Source organism: Leucothrix pacifica (genome assembly GCF_003172875.1).
In the GTDB taxonomy this organism is placed as follows: Bacteria; Pseudomonadota; Gammaproteobacteria; order Thiotrichales; family Thiotrichaceae; genus Leucothrix; species Leucothrix pacifica.
The window spans coordinates 1-17,866 of the sequence record NZ_QGKM01000024.1 but is presented as its reverse complement, the minus strand read 5'-3'; the positions used below and the strand labels follow the sequence as shown (position 1 = coordinate 17,866).

17 protein-coding genes are annotated in these 17,866 nt (G+C 46.1%); 11 read left to right on the top strand and 6 right to left on the bottom strand.

Annotation, left to right across the window (positions count from 1 at the left end):
- Nucleotides 1-462 precede the first annotated feature (462 nt).
- Complete coding sequence (locus DKW60_RS10400; RefSeq protein ID WP_219988710.1) at nt 463-663, bottom strand: YgaP-like transmembrane domain; 201 nt, start codon at nt 661-663, stop codon at nt 463-465.
- Between the two features lie 14 nt (nt 664-677).
- Nucleotides 678-1,985: a citrate synthase gene (locus DKW60_RS10395; protein ID WP_109837592.1), complete on the bottom strand. Its 1,308-nt coding sequence runs from the start codon at nt 1,983-1,985 to the stop codon at nt 678-680.
- A 249-nt stretch (nt 1,986-2,234) separates the two neighbouring features.
- Between DKW60_RS10395 and DKW60_RS10390 the strand changes: the two genes are divergently transcribed.
- The 4 genes from DKW60_RS10390 to DKW60_RS10375 all read left to right on the top strand — a co-directional run bounded on the left by DKW60_RS10390 (nt 2,235) and on the right by DKW60_RS10375 (nt 5,023).
- Nucleotides 2,235-2,831: a hypothetical protein gene (locus tag DKW60_RS10390; protein WP_146203469.1), complete on the top strand. Its 597-nt coding sequence runs from the start codon at nt 2,235-2,237 to the stop codon at nt 2,829-2,831.
- Nucleotides 2,831-3,289 (top strand): YcgN family cysteine cluster protein, encoded by a 459-nt coding sequence (locus DKW60_RS10385; protein ID WP_109837590.1) that lies wholly within the window; start codon nt 2,831-2,833, stop codon nt 3,287-3,289. Before DKW60_RS10390 ends, DKW60_RS10385 begins: the two co-directional genes overlap by 1 nt.
- On the top strand, nt 3,265-3,669 hold the full coding sequence (locus DKW60_RS10380) for an RNA-binding S4 domain-containing protein (protein WP_181389651.1): 405 nt from the start codon (nt 3,265-3,267) through the stop codon (nt 3,667-3,669). The genes DKW60_RS10385 and DKW60_RS10380 overlap by 25 nt, the downstream gene beginning before the upstream one ends.
- Nucleotides 3,670-3,850: 181 nt before the next feature.
- Nucleotides 3,851-5,023 (top strand): O-succinylhomoserine sulfhydrylase, encoded by a 1,173-nt coding sequence (locus tag DKW60_RS10375; protein WP_109837589.1) that lies wholly within the window; start codon nt 3,851-3,853, stop codon nt 5,021-5,023.
- Between the two features lie 118 nt (nt 5,024-5,141).
- Here DKW60_RS10375 and mnmC1 read toward each other — a convergent pair whose 3' ends face one another.
- The 4 genes from mnmC1 to DKW60_RS10355 form a co-directional block, all read right to left on the bottom strand.
- Nucleotides 5,142-6,383: an FAD-dependent 5-carboxymethylaminomethyl-2-thiouridine(34) oxidoreductase MnmC1 gene (gene mnmC1, locus DKW60_RS10370; protein WP_109837588.1), complete on the bottom strand. Its 1,242-nt coding sequence runs from the start codon at nt 6,381-6,383 to the stop codon at nt 5,142-5,144.
- The gene (locus tag DKW60_RS10365; RefSeq protein ID WP_109837587.1) at nt 6,380-7,159 is read right to left on the bottom strand and encodes an ABC transporter permease; all 780 of its coding nucleotides are present in this window, start codon (nt 7,157-7,159) and stop codon (nt 6,380-6,382) included. Before DKW60_RS10365 ends, mnmC1 begins: the two co-directional genes overlap by 4 nt.
- A complete protein-coding gene (locus DKW60_RS10360; RefSeq protein WP_109837586.1) occupies nt 7,156-8,100 on the bottom strand; it encodes an ABC transporter ATP-binding protein in 945 nt (314 codons plus the stop codon). Before DKW60_RS10360 ends, DKW60_RS10365 begins: the two co-directional genes overlap by 4 nt.
- 238 nt (nt 8,101-8,338) lie before the next feature.
- Complete coding sequence (locus tag DKW60_RS10355; protein ID WP_181389650.1) at nt 8,339-9,289, bottom strand: AEC family transporter; 951 nt, start codon at nt 9,287-9,289, stop codon at nt 8,339-8,341.
- 54 nt (nt 9,290-9,343) lie between these two features.
- Between DKW60_RS10355 and DKW60_RS10350 the strand changes: the two genes are divergently transcribed.
- The 7 genes from DKW60_RS10350 to DKW60_RS10320 form a co-directional block, all read left to right on the top strand.
- The gene (locus DKW60_RS10350) at nt 9,344-10,375 is read left to right on the top strand and encodes a LacI family DNA-binding transcriptional regulator (protein ID WP_109837584.1); all 1,032 of its coding nucleotides are present in this window, start codon (nt 9,344-9,346) and stop codon (nt 10,373-10,375) included.
- A gap of 82 nt (nt 10,376-10,457) precedes the next feature.
- On the top strand, nt 10,458-11,912 hold the full coding sequence (gene xylB, locus DKW60_RS10345; RefSeq protein ID WP_109837583.1) for a xylulokinase: 1,455 nt from the start codon (nt 10,458-10,460) through the stop codon (nt 11,910-11,912).
- 3 nt (nt 11,913-11,915) lie between these two features.
- Nucleotides 11,916-13,229, top strand: coding sequence for a xylose isomerase (xylA, locus tag DKW60_RS10340; RefSeq protein WP_219988709.1), 1,314 nt, complete (start codon nt 11,916-11,918; stop codon nt 13,227-13,229).
- A gap of 46 nt (nt 13,230-13,275) precedes the next feature.
- A complete protein-coding gene (gene xylF / locus DKW60_RS10335) occupies nt 13,276-14,313 on the top strand; it encodes a D-xylose ABC transporter substrate-binding protein (protein WP_109837581.1) in 1,038 nt (345 codons plus the stop codon).
- Between the two features lie 99 nt (nt 14,314-14,412).
- The gene (locus DKW60_RS10330) at nt 14,413-15,687 is read left to right on the top strand and encodes a sugar ABC transporter permease (RefSeq protein ID WP_109837580.1); all 1,275 of its coding nucleotides are present in this window, start codon (nt 14,413-14,415) and stop codon (nt 15,685-15,687) included.
- Nucleotides 15,688-15,698: 11 nt separating this feature from the next.
- Nucleotides 15,699-16,484: an ATP-binding cassette domain-containing protein gene (locus DKW60_RS10325; RefSeq protein ID WP_109837579.1), complete on the top strand. Its 786-nt coding sequence runs from the start codon at nt 15,699-15,701 to the stop codon at nt 16,482-16,484.
- A 23-nt stretch (nt 16,485-16,507) separates the two neighbouring features.
- The coding region (locus tag DKW60_RS10320) for an FG-GAP repeat domain-containing protein (protein WP_146203468.1) at nt 16,508-17,866 on the top strand (1,359 nt) is incomplete at its 3' end.

The window sequence follows — 17,866 nt, the reverse complement described above, 5'->3', positions numbered from 1 at the left end:
AATAGATGACAGAGCATGGCGCAGGGCGGGATGCTTGGTAGTCAGCGTGTTAGCCATTATCTGAACTACTTGTCTGAGCACAGTCTCTTGACCAACGACCAACGACCAACGACCAACGACCAACGACCAACGACCAACTACCAACTACCAACTACCAACTACCAACTACCAACTACCAAATGCAAAGCCAAACATCCAAACAATCAGTAGGTCGATAGGGTTGATCGTCAGATCTACTGTGACTGTAAACCAAATTACTATTCAAGTGCCGGTGTAAGCAGCATGTGCTCTTGTCATAGGATAAACATCAGATAAGGTATGTGGGGTAGGCTGTATTTGTAATTAAGCTGAGAGTTATAACAGTAAAACAAAACTAACAATTGCTCTCATAAAAACTCGAGACAAAAATAAAGCGCCTCAAAGGCGCTTTATTTATTTGTTTAATAGTAGATGTCTAGCGACTTACTTAACCAAGTTGTACTTTTTTAAAAGAATGGCCATTGGGCAAAAGCCAGTAAATGCCGCTTGAGCACTAAGTACACCAATGATAATAGGTAAAATGATGAAGAAATCACCTAGTAATCTAATCAATATAACACTAATAAGAACCATTAGTCCTGTAAGTGCAGTAACAGCGTTACCCATAGTCATATTATCAAACATAGTCCATCCTCTTATTATCTGTTTTCAATTTCGACATAGTCCCGTGGCTCAGACCCTAAGTACAATTGTCTTGGGCGGCCAATTCGGAAATCGTCATCCGCGATCATCTCATTCCAGTGAGAAATCCAACCAACAGTTCTTGCCATAGCAAAAATTACGGTAAACATATTCAATGGTATACCCATTGCTAACAAAATAATACCCGAATAGAAATCAACGTTTGGATAAAGGTTTCGTTTTACGAAGTATTCATCCGCTAGTGCAATTTCTTCAAGCTCTTTAGCAGTATCAAAAAGCTCCTGATATTGATTGTCAGGGCCTAGTTGTTCAAGTAGCTCAAGGCACGTTTTCCGAATGATTACTGCACGTGGATCAAAGTTTTTATAAACTCTGTGACCGAAGCCCATCAAACGGAAACGATCGTCTTTGTCCTTTGCGCGAGCAACGTAATGTGCAACATCATTATCTGAATCAACAATGTCCTGAAGCATACGAATAACTGCTTCGTTAGCACCACCATGTGCAGGCCCCCATAATGAAGCAATACCCGCTGACAGAGCTGCAAATGGATTTGCACCTGAGCTACCAGCTAAGCGAACAGTCGATGTTGACGCATTCTGCTCATGATCAGCATGAAGAATGAGTAACAATTCTAGTGCTTTTACAAACAGAGGATCTGGAGTGTATTCCTCGGTAGGCATTGAGAACATCATGTATAAGAAGTTGCTTGAGTAATCCAAAGAATTCTTTGGGTATACCATTGGCTGACCATTTGCATAGCGATAGCTCCATGCAGCGATGGTTGGCATCTTGGCAATCAAGCGGTGCGCGGTGATCATACGATGTTTAGGGTCATGGATATCTTCATCGTGATGATAGAAAGCAGAAAGTGCGCCAACTACACCTACCATGGTTGCCATAGGGTGAGCATCACGGCGGAATCCGCTGTAGAAACGCTTCATCTGCTCATTCAGCATTGTATGAGTGGTAATGATTTGATCGAAGTCAGTCAGCTCTTTTTCGTTTGGTAGTTCACCATGAAACAGCAGGTAGCAAACTTCTAAAAAGCTACTTTTTTCTGCAAGCTGTTCGATAGGGTAGCCACGGTACTCAAGTACGCCTTTGTCTCCATCTAAATACGTAATTGCACTGTGACAACTCGCAGTCGCAACGAAGCCAGGGTCGTAAGTGAAATAGCCCAGCTCTTTCGGTAAGCGGCTGATATCAATTGTAGCATTACCAGTAGTTGGTCTAAGTATTGGTAGTTCAACCTGTTTGCCCGTTGCATTATCCGTTATCGTTACGGTATCGTTCGTGCTCATTTTAGACTCCTGAGTTAGTGTATATTGCGACCATATTTAACCGCCTGGGTGACTACAGTGTTATTTCCTTAGAGTGAGAGATGTTACCGGGCGATATGACGTATGCGTCAAGTATAATTGAATTCACATTCTTAATCCTAAATTTAAAGAAATTCATAACTATCATTAATGAAAACTTTGTTCATATGTTTGACCTGTTTTGTCATTGCATCGTGCAATAGCAGTACTTCTTCAGTTGAGAGTCGTCAATTGCCATGGATGATCCAAAGCGACAGCACTGGTGTAACCGAGGTGTTCGGTATTCACCCGGGAGAGGCAACGCTGAGTGAATTTGCAATGCACTTTCAAGAACTTGCGGATGTCCGATTGTTTCAAAAGCCAGATAACACCTTGTTGCTAGAAGCGTACTTGGGGAAAACTAAGATTGGCAAGTTTGATGCGCGTTTAGTTGCTGAGCTGGATGCGCCAGATGCTTTGCTGGAATCTATATTAGCATCGGCTACAGGACGCAAGCCTACGCCAAACAATTATTGGCAATACAGTCTAAATGACGCGCAGCTAACGCAGGCGTTAGGGCTTCGAGTATGGCGATTCATGTACATACCTATTGCCAATTATGAACAGAAACAGATTGAATTTTTCGGTGAGCCGGACTCCATCAAGAAAGTAACAGATAGCGCAGAGTATCGTTATTTTAAGAGCAAAGGTACCGTAGTGCTCTGGGATAAAGAAGGTAAGGAGACCTTTTACTACACTTCTCCAAAAGAATTCTCTAGGCTGGTACGAGCGTTGGAAAAAGATAGAAAATCTGATGCTGAGCTACAAAAGCTTAGAGGAGAAAAGTAATGGCAGAGAAGTGGTGGGAAATCACACCGTTGCAAGCCATGTCGGATGAGCAATGGGAGCAAATCTGTGACCGATGCGGTAAGTGTTGCCTGATTAAGTTGCAGGATGAAGAGGAAGATGGGGGAGAGATTTATTACACTGATGTAGCCTGTCACTTGTTTGACGGCGATGCTTGCCAGTGTGCCGACTATAAGAATCGCTTATTACGTGTTCCTGACTGTGTGCAATTAGCCCCGCAAAACCTTGATGCCTTAAATTGGATGCCGCCGAGTTGCAGTTATCGACGTTTGCAACAGGGCTTAGGATTAGCCAGCTGGCATCATTTGGTGTGTCGTGATAAAAATAGGGTACACGCTACCGGTAATTCCGCAATAAAGCGCGTTGTGTTTGAGCGGGATCTTGAGGATGAAGATTTAGAAGACAGGATTGTAGAATGGCCACTAGAAGTAAAGAACTGAACGAGCTACGTTTAGATAAATGGCTTTGGGCAGCACGTTTTTTTAAAACCCGTGCCTTAGCGGTTGAAGCAATCAGCGGCGGTAAAGTACATCTCAATGGTGTGCGGGTGAAGCCCTCGCGGGTCGTTCGTGAGGATGATGAATTGAATATCACCCGGGGAATGGATCGTTATCATGTCTTTGTGAGGGGTATTAATGATAAGCGTCGCCCTGCAAAAGAAGCGGTATTGCTGTACGAAGAAACAGAAGAGAGTGTTCAGCAACGTGAGGCACAGCACGAGTTAAATCGCTTGCAAGCAGCCAATATAAAACACCCTACACACAAGCCCAATAAACGTGAGCGTCGATTGATGGATCGCTTTCGTGGACGCTCAGACTAACAAAAGTTATGGATAAGCAATTGACCCAGAGACTGTAGCGTTCTATTCTAACTATCTTAATGCGCCGATTTGATACACAGCTTGCGGGCGCACTATAAATTCAGCTAAAGAGGGCAATATGCCTGCTTTAGTTTCTATTGCGGGTTTTTTTGTGCCCGCTTTACAGACAGGTACTTAGAAAATGAATGACGAATTACACTTTGAAACCTTAGCTATCCGTAGTGGCCACGAGCGCACAAACGAACAAGAGCATAGCGAAGCGATTTTCCCAACCTCCAGTTTTGTATTTAATAGCGCGGCAGAAGCGGCGGCTAAATTTGCCGGTGATCAACCCGGTAATATTTATGCGCGCATGACGAATCCTACCGTTGCCTATTTTCAGGAACGACTAGCCACATTAGAAGGTGGTGAGGCTTGTGTAGCTACGTCTTCTGGAATGTCAGCGATACTGGCTGTTGTATTAGCATTGCTAAAAACAGGGGACCACATTGTTTGTTCACGTTCGGTATTTGGGACTACGACGGTTTTGTTTAACAATTACATTGAAAAGTTTGGCATCGATGTTAGCTTTGTTGATCTGACTGATCTTGACCAGTGGCGTGCAGCAGTCGGTAGCAATACGCGATTATTATTTGCAGAGACACCTTCAAATCCGCTCACCGAAATTGTTGATATCAAAGAATTGGCGGACATTGCCCATAACAATGATGCCTTGTTAGCGATAGACAATTGTTTCTGCACACCTGCATTACAACGACCATTAAGCCTTGGGGCTGACTTGGTGATCCATTCTGCGACTAAGTATCTTGATGGACAGGGACGCTGTTTGGGTGGTGCGGTTGTTGGCGGTGAAGAGTTGGTTGCTAAAGAGGTTGCTGGTGTTCTGCGTTCAGGTGGCATGGTGATGAGTCCATTCAATGCCTGGGTTTTCCATAAGGGACTTGAGACTCTAGGGCTACGCATGAGAGCACACTGTGAAAATGCGTCGAAACTTGCTCAGTGGTTATCGGCCCACCCTAAAGTATCTAAGGTATATTACCCCGGATTAGAAAATCACCCTCAGCATGATCTGGCTAAGCGACAACAGAGTGGTTTTGGTGGCATTGTATCGTTTGAGGTAATTGGTGGTCGTGAAGCGTGTTGGCATGTTGTCGATAGTACGAAAATGATCTCCATTACGGCTAATCTAGGCGATGCAAAAAGTACCATCACACATCCTGCATCCACCACCCATGGGCGCCTTAGTGATGAACAGCGAGCGGAGTCTGGGATCTCCGATAACTTGTTGCGGGTATCAGTAGGTTTAGAGACGTTTGAAGATATTCGTGACGATCTTGCACGAGGTTTAGCTTAACGATAAGACTGGTTTAACTACTGTCTCCTGTCGTTATGAAGGTGCAGTGTTTGAATGGGGGGCTGTGTGGTCAGGTCAGGCAGGTAGCTTTATACATAAGACCTGTGAGTATATACAGCTAGAGTTCTCCACGCTTTATTTGCCGAATCAAAAAGCGGGCGGGGTGTAGTTTATTGAGTAACTCACCTTGCTCAATAGTTAGCTGATTATTCATTAACTGGCTAAGCAAATGAGCGCAATAGCCGCTGGTGGTTAGTCCTCTTGATCCAAGTCCACCTAATAAAAATAAACCATGATGATAGGTAGCTTTTGGGAAGCGCTGAGAGGCACGTCCGTGCTTCAGATCAGTATAGTCTTTGATGTACTGACTGGTTTCTGGGACAGCACCCGCAAAAGGATAACGGTCTGGTGTTGCAGGTCGAACCGCAGCATGACCACTTTCATAAGACACGATCGTTTCGGACCATTCCGGTAAGTATTGTTTGAGTTGTGAGAAATTGCGTTGATCAGCATCCGTACTGAGACTGATCTCTGCATAGTCTCGTTCATAAGTAGCCCCAAAAACATTCACTCCATCATAAGTCGGTGTGAGATAGCCTTCATGTCCCATAACGCATTTTAACTCATGAGGTGTAGATGACTTTGCTAAGCTGGTTTGTCCCAGTACATTACTCAGTGGTATAGAGTAACTTTGTGAAAACTGATTGAGATTTTGACCATTACAAATCACGACAGCCTCTGCAGAGGCAATGACTGCTTGCTCGTCACCAATGATCTCCCAATGTTGCTTATTGGTGTCTCGTCTGAGTTGAGTGACTTCGGTAGATTGGATAAGTTGATGTTGGCTGTTCGCAAGCAGGGCCTGACAAAAAGACGCTGGGTTTATAAAGCCAGCTTTTGGGAAATAACTTGCAGGGTAATCACAAACGATGCCAGCGATCTCAGCAGTGCTTTCTTTATCAAGCAATTGAATAAAGTTCTCAGCAAAGTCGCGGGCTTTGAGAGCATTCCAGCGTTTAAGCTCACGATCATTATGAGCAAGCTGCAACAGACCACAGGCATGCCAATCGATAGCAGCACCTAATGAGATGAGCTGCCTGAGTTGCTCCGTGGTATACGTAAATGCATCTGTATAGAACTGCTCAGACTCGCTTGCCTGAGCAGTGAGTTTCGGTGAGATGACACCAGCTAGGTTTCCCGATGCCTGACTGCTTATGTTACCTGCTTGCTCGACAAGAGTAACCCGCCAACCAAGCTGAGATAAATGCCACGTCATTTGGCAGCCGGCAATACCCGCACCAATAACGACTGCATGTTTTTCACTACAATCAAACGTCGGATAATCAAACCATGGGGTCAACTGCGGATACCGACTCCCTTATCCAGTAAGAAGTAAGCGATACTGAATAAGATCACAATGAAGATCAGAATGATGGCCAAGCTAATATAGATACTGATGTCTGACACACCCAGGATGCCATAGCGGAAGCCGTTAACCATATACAGTACCGGATTAACTAATGACATGGTTTGCCAGAACGGCGATAACAGTTTGATTGAGTAGAATACACCACCCAAATAGGTTAGTGGCGTCAATACGAATACCGGAACGATGCTGATATCATCAAATGATTTCGCATATACCGCATTGATCAAGCCCGCTGTTGCAAACAGTACCGACGTCAGGAATAGGGTGATAACGGTAAGAAATGGATGCTGTACATCCATATCGGTAAAGAACAGAGATACCAGCGTGACAATAGCGCCGACCATTAATCCGCGTATCACGCCACCACCGATAAACCCAATCAGGATAATGGTGTTAGGTGTCGGTGAGACCAGTAACTCTTGTATATGTCCTTGATACTTTGCGCTGTAAAACGACGACACAACATTGGAATAAGAGTTGGTAATAACGGACATCATAATCAAGCCGGGTACGATGTAGTCAATATAGCTATAACCATCGGTTGCACTGGTATCAATCGCGCTTCCGATCAGCTTGCCAAAAATAACAAAATACAGTGCCATGGTAATGGCAGGTGGGAGTATGGTTTGTACCCAGATGCGTGAGAAACGCAGAACTTCTTTAATTAAAATGGTTTTCAGCGCTGTCATTTGATCAGTTAACGTCATGCTGATACCTCCTGCGTTGTATCGTGGTTACTCTGTTGTACCAGTTCAATGAACAGTTCTTCCAATCGGTTCGTCTTGTTACGCAGACTGCTCACACGAATACCGTGAGTATTCAGCACCTCGAATATGCGGTTGATGGAGTGATCTTTGTTCAACTCAACCTCCAAGGTGCTTGCGTCGATTTGTCGCAGAATAAACTCATCCGTTTCTGGGAGCGCATCAAGCGGTTCTTTCAGGTCAAGAATGAAAGTCTCGGTCTGCAGGTGAGATAGCAGCGCTTTCATACTAGTATTCTCAACAATGTCGCCCTTATTGATAATTGCAATGTTGCGGCACAGGTTCTCTGCTTCTTCAAGATAATGCGTGGTCAGAATAATTGTAATGCCTGCTTCATTGAGCTTCTTGAGAAAATCCCACATAGAACGGCGAATCTCGATATCAACCCCAGCCGTTGGCTCATCCAGAATTAATAGCTGCGGGCGGTGAATCAATGCACGGGCAATCATCAAGCGCCGCTTCATACCACCGGATAGCTCACTGGCCATATTCTTGCGCTTATCCCAAAGCTCTAGTTGCTCCAGCAATTGCTTGGCACGAACCTTCGCTTCACTTCGGCCAACACCGTAATAGCCCGCTTGATTGAGTAGTATTTCTTCAACTGGTTCGAATACATTGAAATTGAATTCCTGAGGAACCAAACCAATCATTGCCTTGGCCTCACTGCGTTGTGTGTCCAAGTCGAAACCATGGATATTCACTTCACCAGAGGTCTTATTGACCAATGAAGAAATAATGCCAATCATGGTCGATTTACCTGCGCCATTTGCCCCTAGTAGGGCAAAGAAGTCGCCTTTCTCAACGGATAAGCTCACGCCTTTCAGCGCGGTAAAGCCGTTGCCATAGGTTTTGCTGAGATTGGTTATTTGTAATGCTTTGCTCATGATAGCTGTTTTCCTGAGACCCTCTGCAATGTGCACAGGGGGTTATATTTCATGGACTTGCTTGTATAAAAACAATGTTTCTATAGCAGAATATCTGCAGTGGCAGCTTGTATGCACTACCAATAAAGTGATGTCGCACTTAATGTGGGAGGGCATCATAACACGGGTGAAATAGCAGCTAAATACACCTAATAACAGCAAGCGTACTCATTTCTTACAGAGTACGCCTCACCCCTGGTTATGCCGCATTGTTCAGATAATAGAGCATCGCAAACAAGGTGATAATGGAGCTGGCATTTCCAACCACAACCATCGAAGCAACATTGACAGGTTCTTTATTATAGCGCTCCGCGATCATGTAATTGAGCACGGCAGGCGGTAAAATAGAGAACAACAATAATTGCTGCTGTTGCACAAGATCTAGTGGCAGCACCCAAATCAGTGCGATTGCCGGAATTAAGCCTGCTAACGGACGGACGATGGCAGCGTACATACCAATACGCCAGGCAGACAAATCAACACTTAACATACGGATACCCAGTGTAAATAACATCAGCGGGATACAAATCTGTCCCAGCATGTGAATCGGTAACATGACAGACTCAGGCACTGTGACATGGGTGAAACTGAGCGTGAGGCCAATGATAGTCGCCATATTAATTGGCATGGTGAGCAATTGAATCCATGAGATTTTCCCCCCGACAATCCGCGTGCCGAGTGTAAAGTGCAGTGTATTACTCGCCAGAAACAACACCAATGCCGCCGGCAATGCATTAGGCCCGAATGCTAGTACGGCAATTGGGAGGCCCATATTCCCGCAATTATTAAACATCATGGAAGGCACAAATACGGCACGATCGATTTTCATCGTATCGGCGAACATGACGGCGAAAACCCCTGACAACAATACGACCAATAATCCAGCCAGTACCAACCATTTGTAGGACATCAAATCGAAATCATTTGCGACTAATGAGTCGATCACTAGTGCTGGTACAAATACGTCGATATTCATACGGTTCACGGTGCCGATATCACTCGGACGCCATCGACCGTAGAGGTAGCCGATTAATATGATCGAAAATACCGGGAACAGGACTGCAAAAACCTGAGACATGGCAAGATACCGGATAACGCTAAGAAGGGCGCACAGTATAACTGAAGCCACACCAATCTGAATTAATTTCATAAAATGATTTACGTACATCATTTTATATAATAAGGTAATAGTCATGGAGGAGAAATGAAACGAGTTACCGTACACGATGTTGCTGCAGAAGCTAAGGTTAGCTTAGCGACTGTCGATCGCGTTCTGAATGCGCGTCCGGGAGTAAAAGCCGCCACCATTGAGCGAGTGCATGCAGCAGTAGAGAAGATTGGTTTTACGCGTGATCAGCACGCAGCCAACCTTGCCAAGCGACGGGAGTATCGTATTTGTTTTCTTTTACCAAGCGGTGATAGTGCATTTATGCAAGAGTTACGCGCTGAAGTAGAAAGTAGTGTGTCGGTTGAGCGTCAGCAGCGTACCTTCATAAAAGTCCGCGATATATTGCCATTTAATGGTGTTTCATTAGTTGATGCGCTGGATGCTATTTCAGCAGAAGAATTTACCGGCGTCGTGTTCATAGCGACCGATGCACCTCAGGTTAAGCAAGCAATAAAGCGCTTAGCTGATCGTGGTGTCATTCCAATTACACTAATCTCTGATATTCCTTCCTCAGCACGTGCTCACTTTGTTGGTATCGATAACACAGCTGCAGGCAGAACTGCGGGGAGTTTACTGGGGCGGTTTGTCTATCCGGCCGGTGGTAAAGTAGCAGTAATCGTCGGATCGATGCTGTTGCGGGATCACGTGGATCGCCGTCTTGGTTTTGAGCAGGTGATCAGAACAGAATTTCCGGGTATCACGCTTGTTCCATCAATGGAAAGCAATGATGACAACACGGTGGCTGAAAAGATCGTTGATGAGTTATTGGTTGAGCATCCTGACTTATTGGGCATTTACAATATTGGTGCTGCCAAACAAGGTCTACTGGCATCATTGAAGCGACATAAACGTGACGGTCAGGTTCGGGTTGTGGCGCATGACTTAACTGATGATTCTAAGGAGGCACTCAGAGGCGGGGCGTTTGATGCCATTATTCATCAAGACCCACCTCATCAGGTGAGAAGTGCGATTCGGTTAGTGCGTGCTTACGCAGATGGCCGCTCTTTTCTGGAGAGTCAGGAACGCATCCGTATTGATATTTTTCTACGGGATAATATGCCGGATTAAAGAGTAATCACGGAACACTGGTAAGTATTGTGTGATGTGCTTACTAAGAATATTATTGAATATATAATGAGGTACGTAAATCATGTATCTGGGTATTGATCTCGGAACATCGTCAGTCAAGTCAGTTTTAATGGATGACGACCAGCAGGTGCTAGCCAGCACCAGTTCAGCTTTGCAGATAAGCAGGCCTCATAGTGGGTGGTCTGAGCAAGACCCCGAGAGCTGGTGGCAAGCAACCTGCGATACCTTAGATCAGTTAAAAGACTCACATCCTCAGGCGCTCAGCCAAGTTAAGGGAATTGGGCTATCCGGGCAAATGCATGGAGCAACCCTGCTGGATAAAAATGACAAGGTGTTGCGCCCGGCTATCCTTTGGAATGACTCACGCTCTGAAGCACAATGTCGTCGATTAGAAGCAAACTGTCCTGATAGTCGTGAACTGTCTGGCAATATTGCCATGCCCGGATTCACAGCGCCCAAATTGTTATGGGTTCAGGAACAGGAACCTGAAATATTCGGTCAGGTTGCCAAAGTACTGTTACCAAAAGACTATTTACGCCTTCGTCTAACCGGAGAATATGTTTCTGATATCTCTGACGCATCAGGAACACTGTGGCTAAATGTGGCGAAAAGAGACTGGTCAGATGAGTTGCTCGGAGCGACAGGACTAACTCGGAAAGAGATGCCATCTCTGGTGGAAGGTAGTGACGTATCAGGCGAGCTACGCAATGAATTACAACAAAAATGGGGTATCCAACAGAACGTAGTAGTCGCTGGGGGGGCTGGAGACAACGCTGCAGCAGCCTGTGGCATGGGCACAGTATCAGCCGCTAAGGCATTTATTTCCTTGGGGACTTCTGGCGTGCTGTTTGTTTGCAATGACACGTTTTCGCCCAACACCCAAAGTGCTGTGCACGCTTTTGGCCATGCGGTACCAAATACCTGGCATCAAATGGGGGTTATCTTAAGTGCAACGGATAGTTTGCAATGGTTATCCGGCATTAGTGGCAAGTCAGCAGCGCAGCTCACGGATGACTTAGGTGATGTACCAATACCCATTTCAGAGGGGACGTTTTTACCTTATTTAGGTGGTGAACGAACACCGCACAACGACGCATCAGCACGAGGCGCATTTGCAGGCCTCAATCATTCGCATGACTTGAAGAGCCTAAGCCGCATGGTGCTGGAAGGAGTGGCATTTGCTTTTAAAGATAATCAGGCCGCTTTGAGACAAGCCGGAACGGACTTTGATGCCGCATTCGCTGTGGGTGGTGGTGCTCAGTCCGACCACTGGTTAAAAATCATCGCAACAGTGATAGATCGTCCACTGCTATTACCTAAAGGTAGTGAGTTAGGAGCCGCCTTTGGTGCGGCCCGACTTGGATTGTGTGCAGCAAATGGGGTTGATCCTGAACAAATATGCCACACGCCCGAGATAGAGCGTGTGATCGAACCAATATCAGCGTTACAAGCGCAATATCAGCAGAATTATGAGCGGTATCAAGCACTCTATCCTGCATTAAAAGAGGCGATATAAATTATGAGTGAATTCTTTGGAGATATAAGCCCGATTAAATTCGAGGGGCCGGCGTCGAGCAACCCTTTGGCTTATCGTTATTACGATCCGGGTCGTGTGGTGATGGGGAAAACCATGGAGCAGCACTTACGCTTTGCGGTTTGTTACTGGCATACCTTTTGTTGGGATGGTGTCGATCCTTTTGGCATGAATACGATGGATCGTCCATGGATTGGTCAGTCTGATGCCATGGCCGGGGCCAGGTTAAAAGCAGAAGTGGCTTTTGAAATGTTCAGCCTGTTAGGCGTGCCATATTTCTCTTTCCATGATCGGGATATCGCCCCTGAAGGGGCCACATTGGCAGAATCTAACCGCAATGTTCAGGTCATCACGGATTTGTTTGCTGAGAAGATGCAGGAAACGGGTGTCAATCTATTGTGGGGCACTGCTAACCTTTTCTCGCACCGACGTTTTATGGCCGGTGCCTCAACCAATCCGGACCCGGATGTGTTTGCTTACAGTGCAGCTCAGGTAAAGAATGCGCTTGATGTGACACATAAGCTAAATGGCCAGAATTATGTGTTGTGGGGTGGTCGCGAAGGGTATGAGACCTTGCTCAATACCAATATGCAGCGTGAGTTAGACCAGATGGGACGTTTCTTAAATCTGGTTGTGGATTACAAGCATAAAATTGGTTTTGACGGCACGATCTTGATTGAGCCAAAGCCTCAGGAGCCGACCAAACACCAGTACGATTTTGATGTTGCCACAGTCTATGGGTTTCTTAAGCGTTACGGTTTGGAAGACGAAGTGCGAGTCAATATTGAAGTGGGTCATGCCGTATTATCCGGTCACTCATTTGAGCATGAAATAGCAACGGCTAATGCGTTGGGGATCTTTGGATCTATTGATGCTAACCGAAATGACTACCAATCTGGCTGGGATACTGATCAATTCCCCAATAATGTGCCGGAAATGTCGCTAGCTCTCTACTATATTTTACAAGCCGGTGGTTTTACCACGGGCGGTCTTAATTTTGATTCTAAACTGCGTCGTCAATCAACCGATCCGGCAGATCTGCTGTATGGCCATATCGGTGGCATGGATACCTGTGCACGAGCCTTGCTGGCAGCAGCTGCAATGCATGAGAGTGGTGACTTAAATGCCTTAGTAAGCGAGCGGTATGCCGGGTGGGATAGCGAGGTGGCTCAAGCTATGTTGTCCCGGGAATCAACTCTGGAATCAATAGCCGAGCGTGTAGAGCGTGAAAATATTGATCCTCAACCAAAGTCGGGACGTCAGGAGTATTGCGAAAATCTGGTGAACCGCTTTCTTTAACCGATTCGAAAGAATTGTATTTAAATCAGTAAATGGGAGGAGACTCATGAATAAGCTGACAACTCTATTAACAGCAGGTTTGGTATCTGCAACACTAATAACGCCTGCGATGGCGGAAACAATTATCGGCGTAAGCTGGTCAAATTTTCAGGAAGAACGTTGGAAAACTGACGAAGCGGCCATGAAAAAGGTGATCGAGGAGGCCGGTGCAAAGTATATCTCTGCAGACGCTCAATCTTCACCGGGCACACAGCTGTCTAATGTTGAAAGTCTGATCGCCAGCGGAGCAAATGCATTGATAATATTGGCACAGGACTCCAGTGCCATTGGTCCAGCTGTGCAAAAGGCCGTCGACGAAGGTATTCCGGTAGTTGGATATGATCGTCTGATCGAAAATAAAGACGCTTTTTACCTGACTTTCGATAATAAAGAAGTTGGTCGAATGCAGGCACGTGCAGTATTCGCTGCAAAGCCGGAAGGTCGTTATGTGTTTATCAAAGGATCACCAACCGACCCTAATGCTGACTTCCTGTTTTCTGGACAGATGGAGGTTCTGAAAGAAGCAATGGACGCCGGTAAGGTAGAAAAGGTAGGCGAGGCCTATACCGACGGCTGGTTGCCTGCCAATGCTCAGAAAAATATGGAGCAAATTCTAACGGCTAACGATAACAAGGTTGACGCTGTGGTCGCTTCCAATGATGGAACAGCGGGTGGTGTTGTTGCGGCACTTGCCGCTCAGGGAATGGATGGTGATATCCCCGTGTCAGGTCAAGACGGTGACCATGCTGCACTAAACCGGGTTGCCTTGGGCACACAAACCGTCTCAGTCTGGAAAGATGCACGTGCACTTGGCGCTGCGGCTGCTGATATCGCAATCAAGTTAGCCGGTGGTGCTGAGTTTGCTGATATCGAAGGTGCGGTCAAATTCTCAGGCGGGCCGAAAGGCGTCGAAATGACTTCTGTATTCCTAAAGCCAGTACCCATCACAAAAGACAACTTGTCAGTGGTGGTAGATGCAGGTTGGATTGCTAAAGACAAACTTTGCCAAGGCGTAAAAGCAGGTGCAGTTGCTGCCTGTGACTAACTAGTGTTGCTGATAACAGTCAGCATAGAAGTCAGGGTGCAGCTGTTGTAACCAAGAGTTGCACCACTTGTTTGTCAAAAAAGTGGTTAAGAGACTGAAATGGAACAGAAAACAAGTCGGATAGGGCGTTTCCTGAATGCCTTAGAGCTGGATGTTCGATTATTAGGGATGGTACTGGCACTGTTGGCGATTTGGGTCGTCTTTGATGTGCTATCGGGTGGTTCGTTTATAACACCAAGAAACTTATTCAATATCTCAATTCAAAGTGCTTCAGTCATGGTTATGGCGACTGGTATGGTGTTTGTTATTGTGACCAGAAACATAGATTTATCAGTAGGCTCGATATTGGGCTTTATTGGTATGTTGATAGGAGTGATGCAAGTTAACCTGCTGCCTGACTTAATGGGGCAGGGACATATTTTACTTTGGCTGGTGGCACTGCTTTCGGGCATAGTGATTGGCGCGCTCATTGGTGGTTTGCAGGGAGCGATTATTGCGTTTCTTGGAGTACCAGCATTTATTGTGACGCTAGGTGGTTTGTTAGTCTGGCGCGGCGCGGCGTGGTGGGTGACATCAGGACAGACCGTCGCACCAATGGATCCTACATTCCGTTTAATTGGAGGTGGTAATGGAGGAACGATTGGTTATTGGCCGAGCTTAATTGTCGGCATTATTTGCTGTGTCTTAATCATAGTAAGCTTAGTTACCGGACGGCAACAGCGTAAACGTTTTGATTTTCCGTTAAGACCGATGTGGGCAGAATTTGTGTTGGCAGGTCTCGGTATCACCATCGTGATGGGCATCGTTGGTATCGCCAACAGTTACTACATGCCAGCCCGGGTTGCAAAACGCTATGCTGAAGCAAATGGTATTGCCGTTCCGGAAGAGGGATTACAGATTGCTTATGGCTTACCAATTCCAGTGTTAATTGCGATTGGCGTGGCTATTGTTATGACCTTTGTTGCCAAGCGTACCCGTTTTGGTCGCTATGTATTTGCTCAGGGTGGCAACCCTGAAGCGGCTGAGTTATCCGGCATTAATACCCGAATGATGACAGTGGCAATATTTAGTGTAATGGGCATGCTATGTGGTCTGGCATCAGCTATATCGACAGCACGCTTAAATGCTTCAACCAATGCAACAGGAACGCTGGATGAGTTATTAGTCATCGCAGCAGCCGTGATCGGCGGCACCTCGCTTAACGGCGGTGTTGGAACTATTGTAGGAGCAGTGCTTGGTGCACTGGTGATGCAGTCACTGCAATCAGGAATGGTGTTGCTTGGGTTTGATGCACCCTTACAAAATATGGTGGTCGGAGTTGTACTCATACTCGCAGTCTATATTGATATTGTTTATCGTCGACGTGCAGCTTAGGAGGAATCACCATGCAAACACAACAAAATGTACCTTTGGTAGAAATGCGTGATATGGCCATTTCATTTGGTGGCATTCATGCGGTTGATGGTGTGGATGTAGACTTATATGGCGGTGAGGTGGTTGCCGTTCTGGGTCACAACGGAGCGGGTAAGTCGACCTTGATTAAGATGCTATCCGGTGCATATCGGGGCAGTCGTGGAGACATAAAAATTCATGGCGAGCCGGCCATTATCAATACGCCACATGATGCCAAGCGATATGGTATTGAAACGATTTATCAAACGCTGGCACTGGCTGACAATATTGATGCCGCTGGAAATCTGTTCCTGGGGCGTGAATTACAAACTCGCTGGGGCACGCTGGATGATGTGGCGATGGAGGCGGAAACACGAAAAGTGATGAAGCGACTGAATCCAAATTTCACACGCTTTCGTGAACCCGTTAAAGCCTTGTCGGGCGGCCAACGCCAGTCTGTCGCAATTGCACGCGCTGTACACTTTAACGCTAAGATTCTGATTATGGATGAGCCAACAGCCGCCTTGGGTCCTCAGGAAACGAAACAAGTCAGTGAGCTGATTCTGGAGCTAAAAAAGCAAGGCATTGGTATCTTTCTGATAAGTCATGATATCCACGATGTGTTTGATCTGGCAGATCGGGTGGCGGTAATGAAAAATGGCAAGTTAGTTGGTTCGGCCCGGACTAGCGAGGTGACCAAGGATGAGGTACTGGGAATGATTATTCTGGGGAAAGTACCTGAGAATGCCATCCCTGGGCCAGGGGCTGAAGTGGATTGAGCGGGTTGAGGGTCTCAACAGTCTTGCTAAAAAGTTGTGCTCTGGTAAGCCGTTATGGTATTGCCGGAGTTATTTTTGCGTTACCTGTTAGCCCAATGGCTGCGGCTGATTTTTCTGAGGTGAAATTTCAGGATCTTAGTGAGGAGCAGTCATTTGAACACCAATACACGGGTGGCTGGGAGCACTTTGTAGGCGGTGGTGTAGCTGTGTTTGATTGTAATAATGATGGCTATGCTGATGCTTACGTTGCTGGCGGTGAAAATCCTGCAAAACTATTGATGAATAAGGCTGCTCAACAAATCTACTTTACGCCGATTGACAGTCCGGTGACTGACTTGTTGGGAGTCACGGGTGCTTACCCGGTTGATATTGATAGCGATGGAATAACAGACCTGGCCGTGCTTCGGGCTGGTCATAATGTTCTGCTTAAAGGGTTGGGAGAGTGTCGGTTTCGTTTAGCCAATGCCGAGTGGGGCTTTGAGACTAGTGACCGTTGGACTACTGCGTTTAGTGTAACGTGGGAGCACGATGCACGCGGGCCAACGATGGTATTTGGTAACTATGTGGACCGGAAAAAAGAAGACGGCCCGTTTGGTGCCTGCGACAATCATGAGTTTTATCGCTGGCAGAATGGTGAGTTTGTCACCCCTCAATTACTGTCTCCCGGATATTGTACCTTATCCATATTGTTTTCGGATTGGTTGCACCAGGGAAGAGCTGATCTTCGGGTGAGTAATGACCGGCATTATTATTTACATGATGGTCATGAGCAGTTGTGGAAACTCCAGAAAAAACCAATGCTTTATACTGAGAGTGAGGGGTGGCAGTCCTTTAAAATTTGGGGCATGGGGATTGCTGCACGAGATATCACCGGTGACGGTCTGCCGGATTATTTACTCACTAGCATGAGTGATCAAAAGTTTCAGGTACTAAAGCCGAACACAACAAAGCCTGACTACACAGATGAGGCTTTCAAGCGTGGCATGATCGCGCATCGACCTTATTTTGGGGATGAAGGCCGACCCTCAACAGCGTGGCATGCTCAGTTCGGTGATGTTAACAATGATGGTTTAGATGATTTATTTATTGCTAAGGGCAATGTGGATCAGATGCCAGACTCTGCGTTAAAAGATCCTAATAACCTACTGTTACAGGACGCCGAAGGTCATTTTCATGAAGTAGGGTTGTCTTCAGGGGTCGCAGATGTCTCGCGGTCGCGCGGTGCGGCACTGGAAGATTTTAATAATGATGGTTTGTTAGATTTAATGGTGGTGAACCGGCGCGCTAAACTCAGAATTTATCAGAATATATCGAAAGTCATTTCCAATACAAAAGCCAATATTAGTACCGATAAGCAAATTAACCTAAAATCCTCAGTTGGG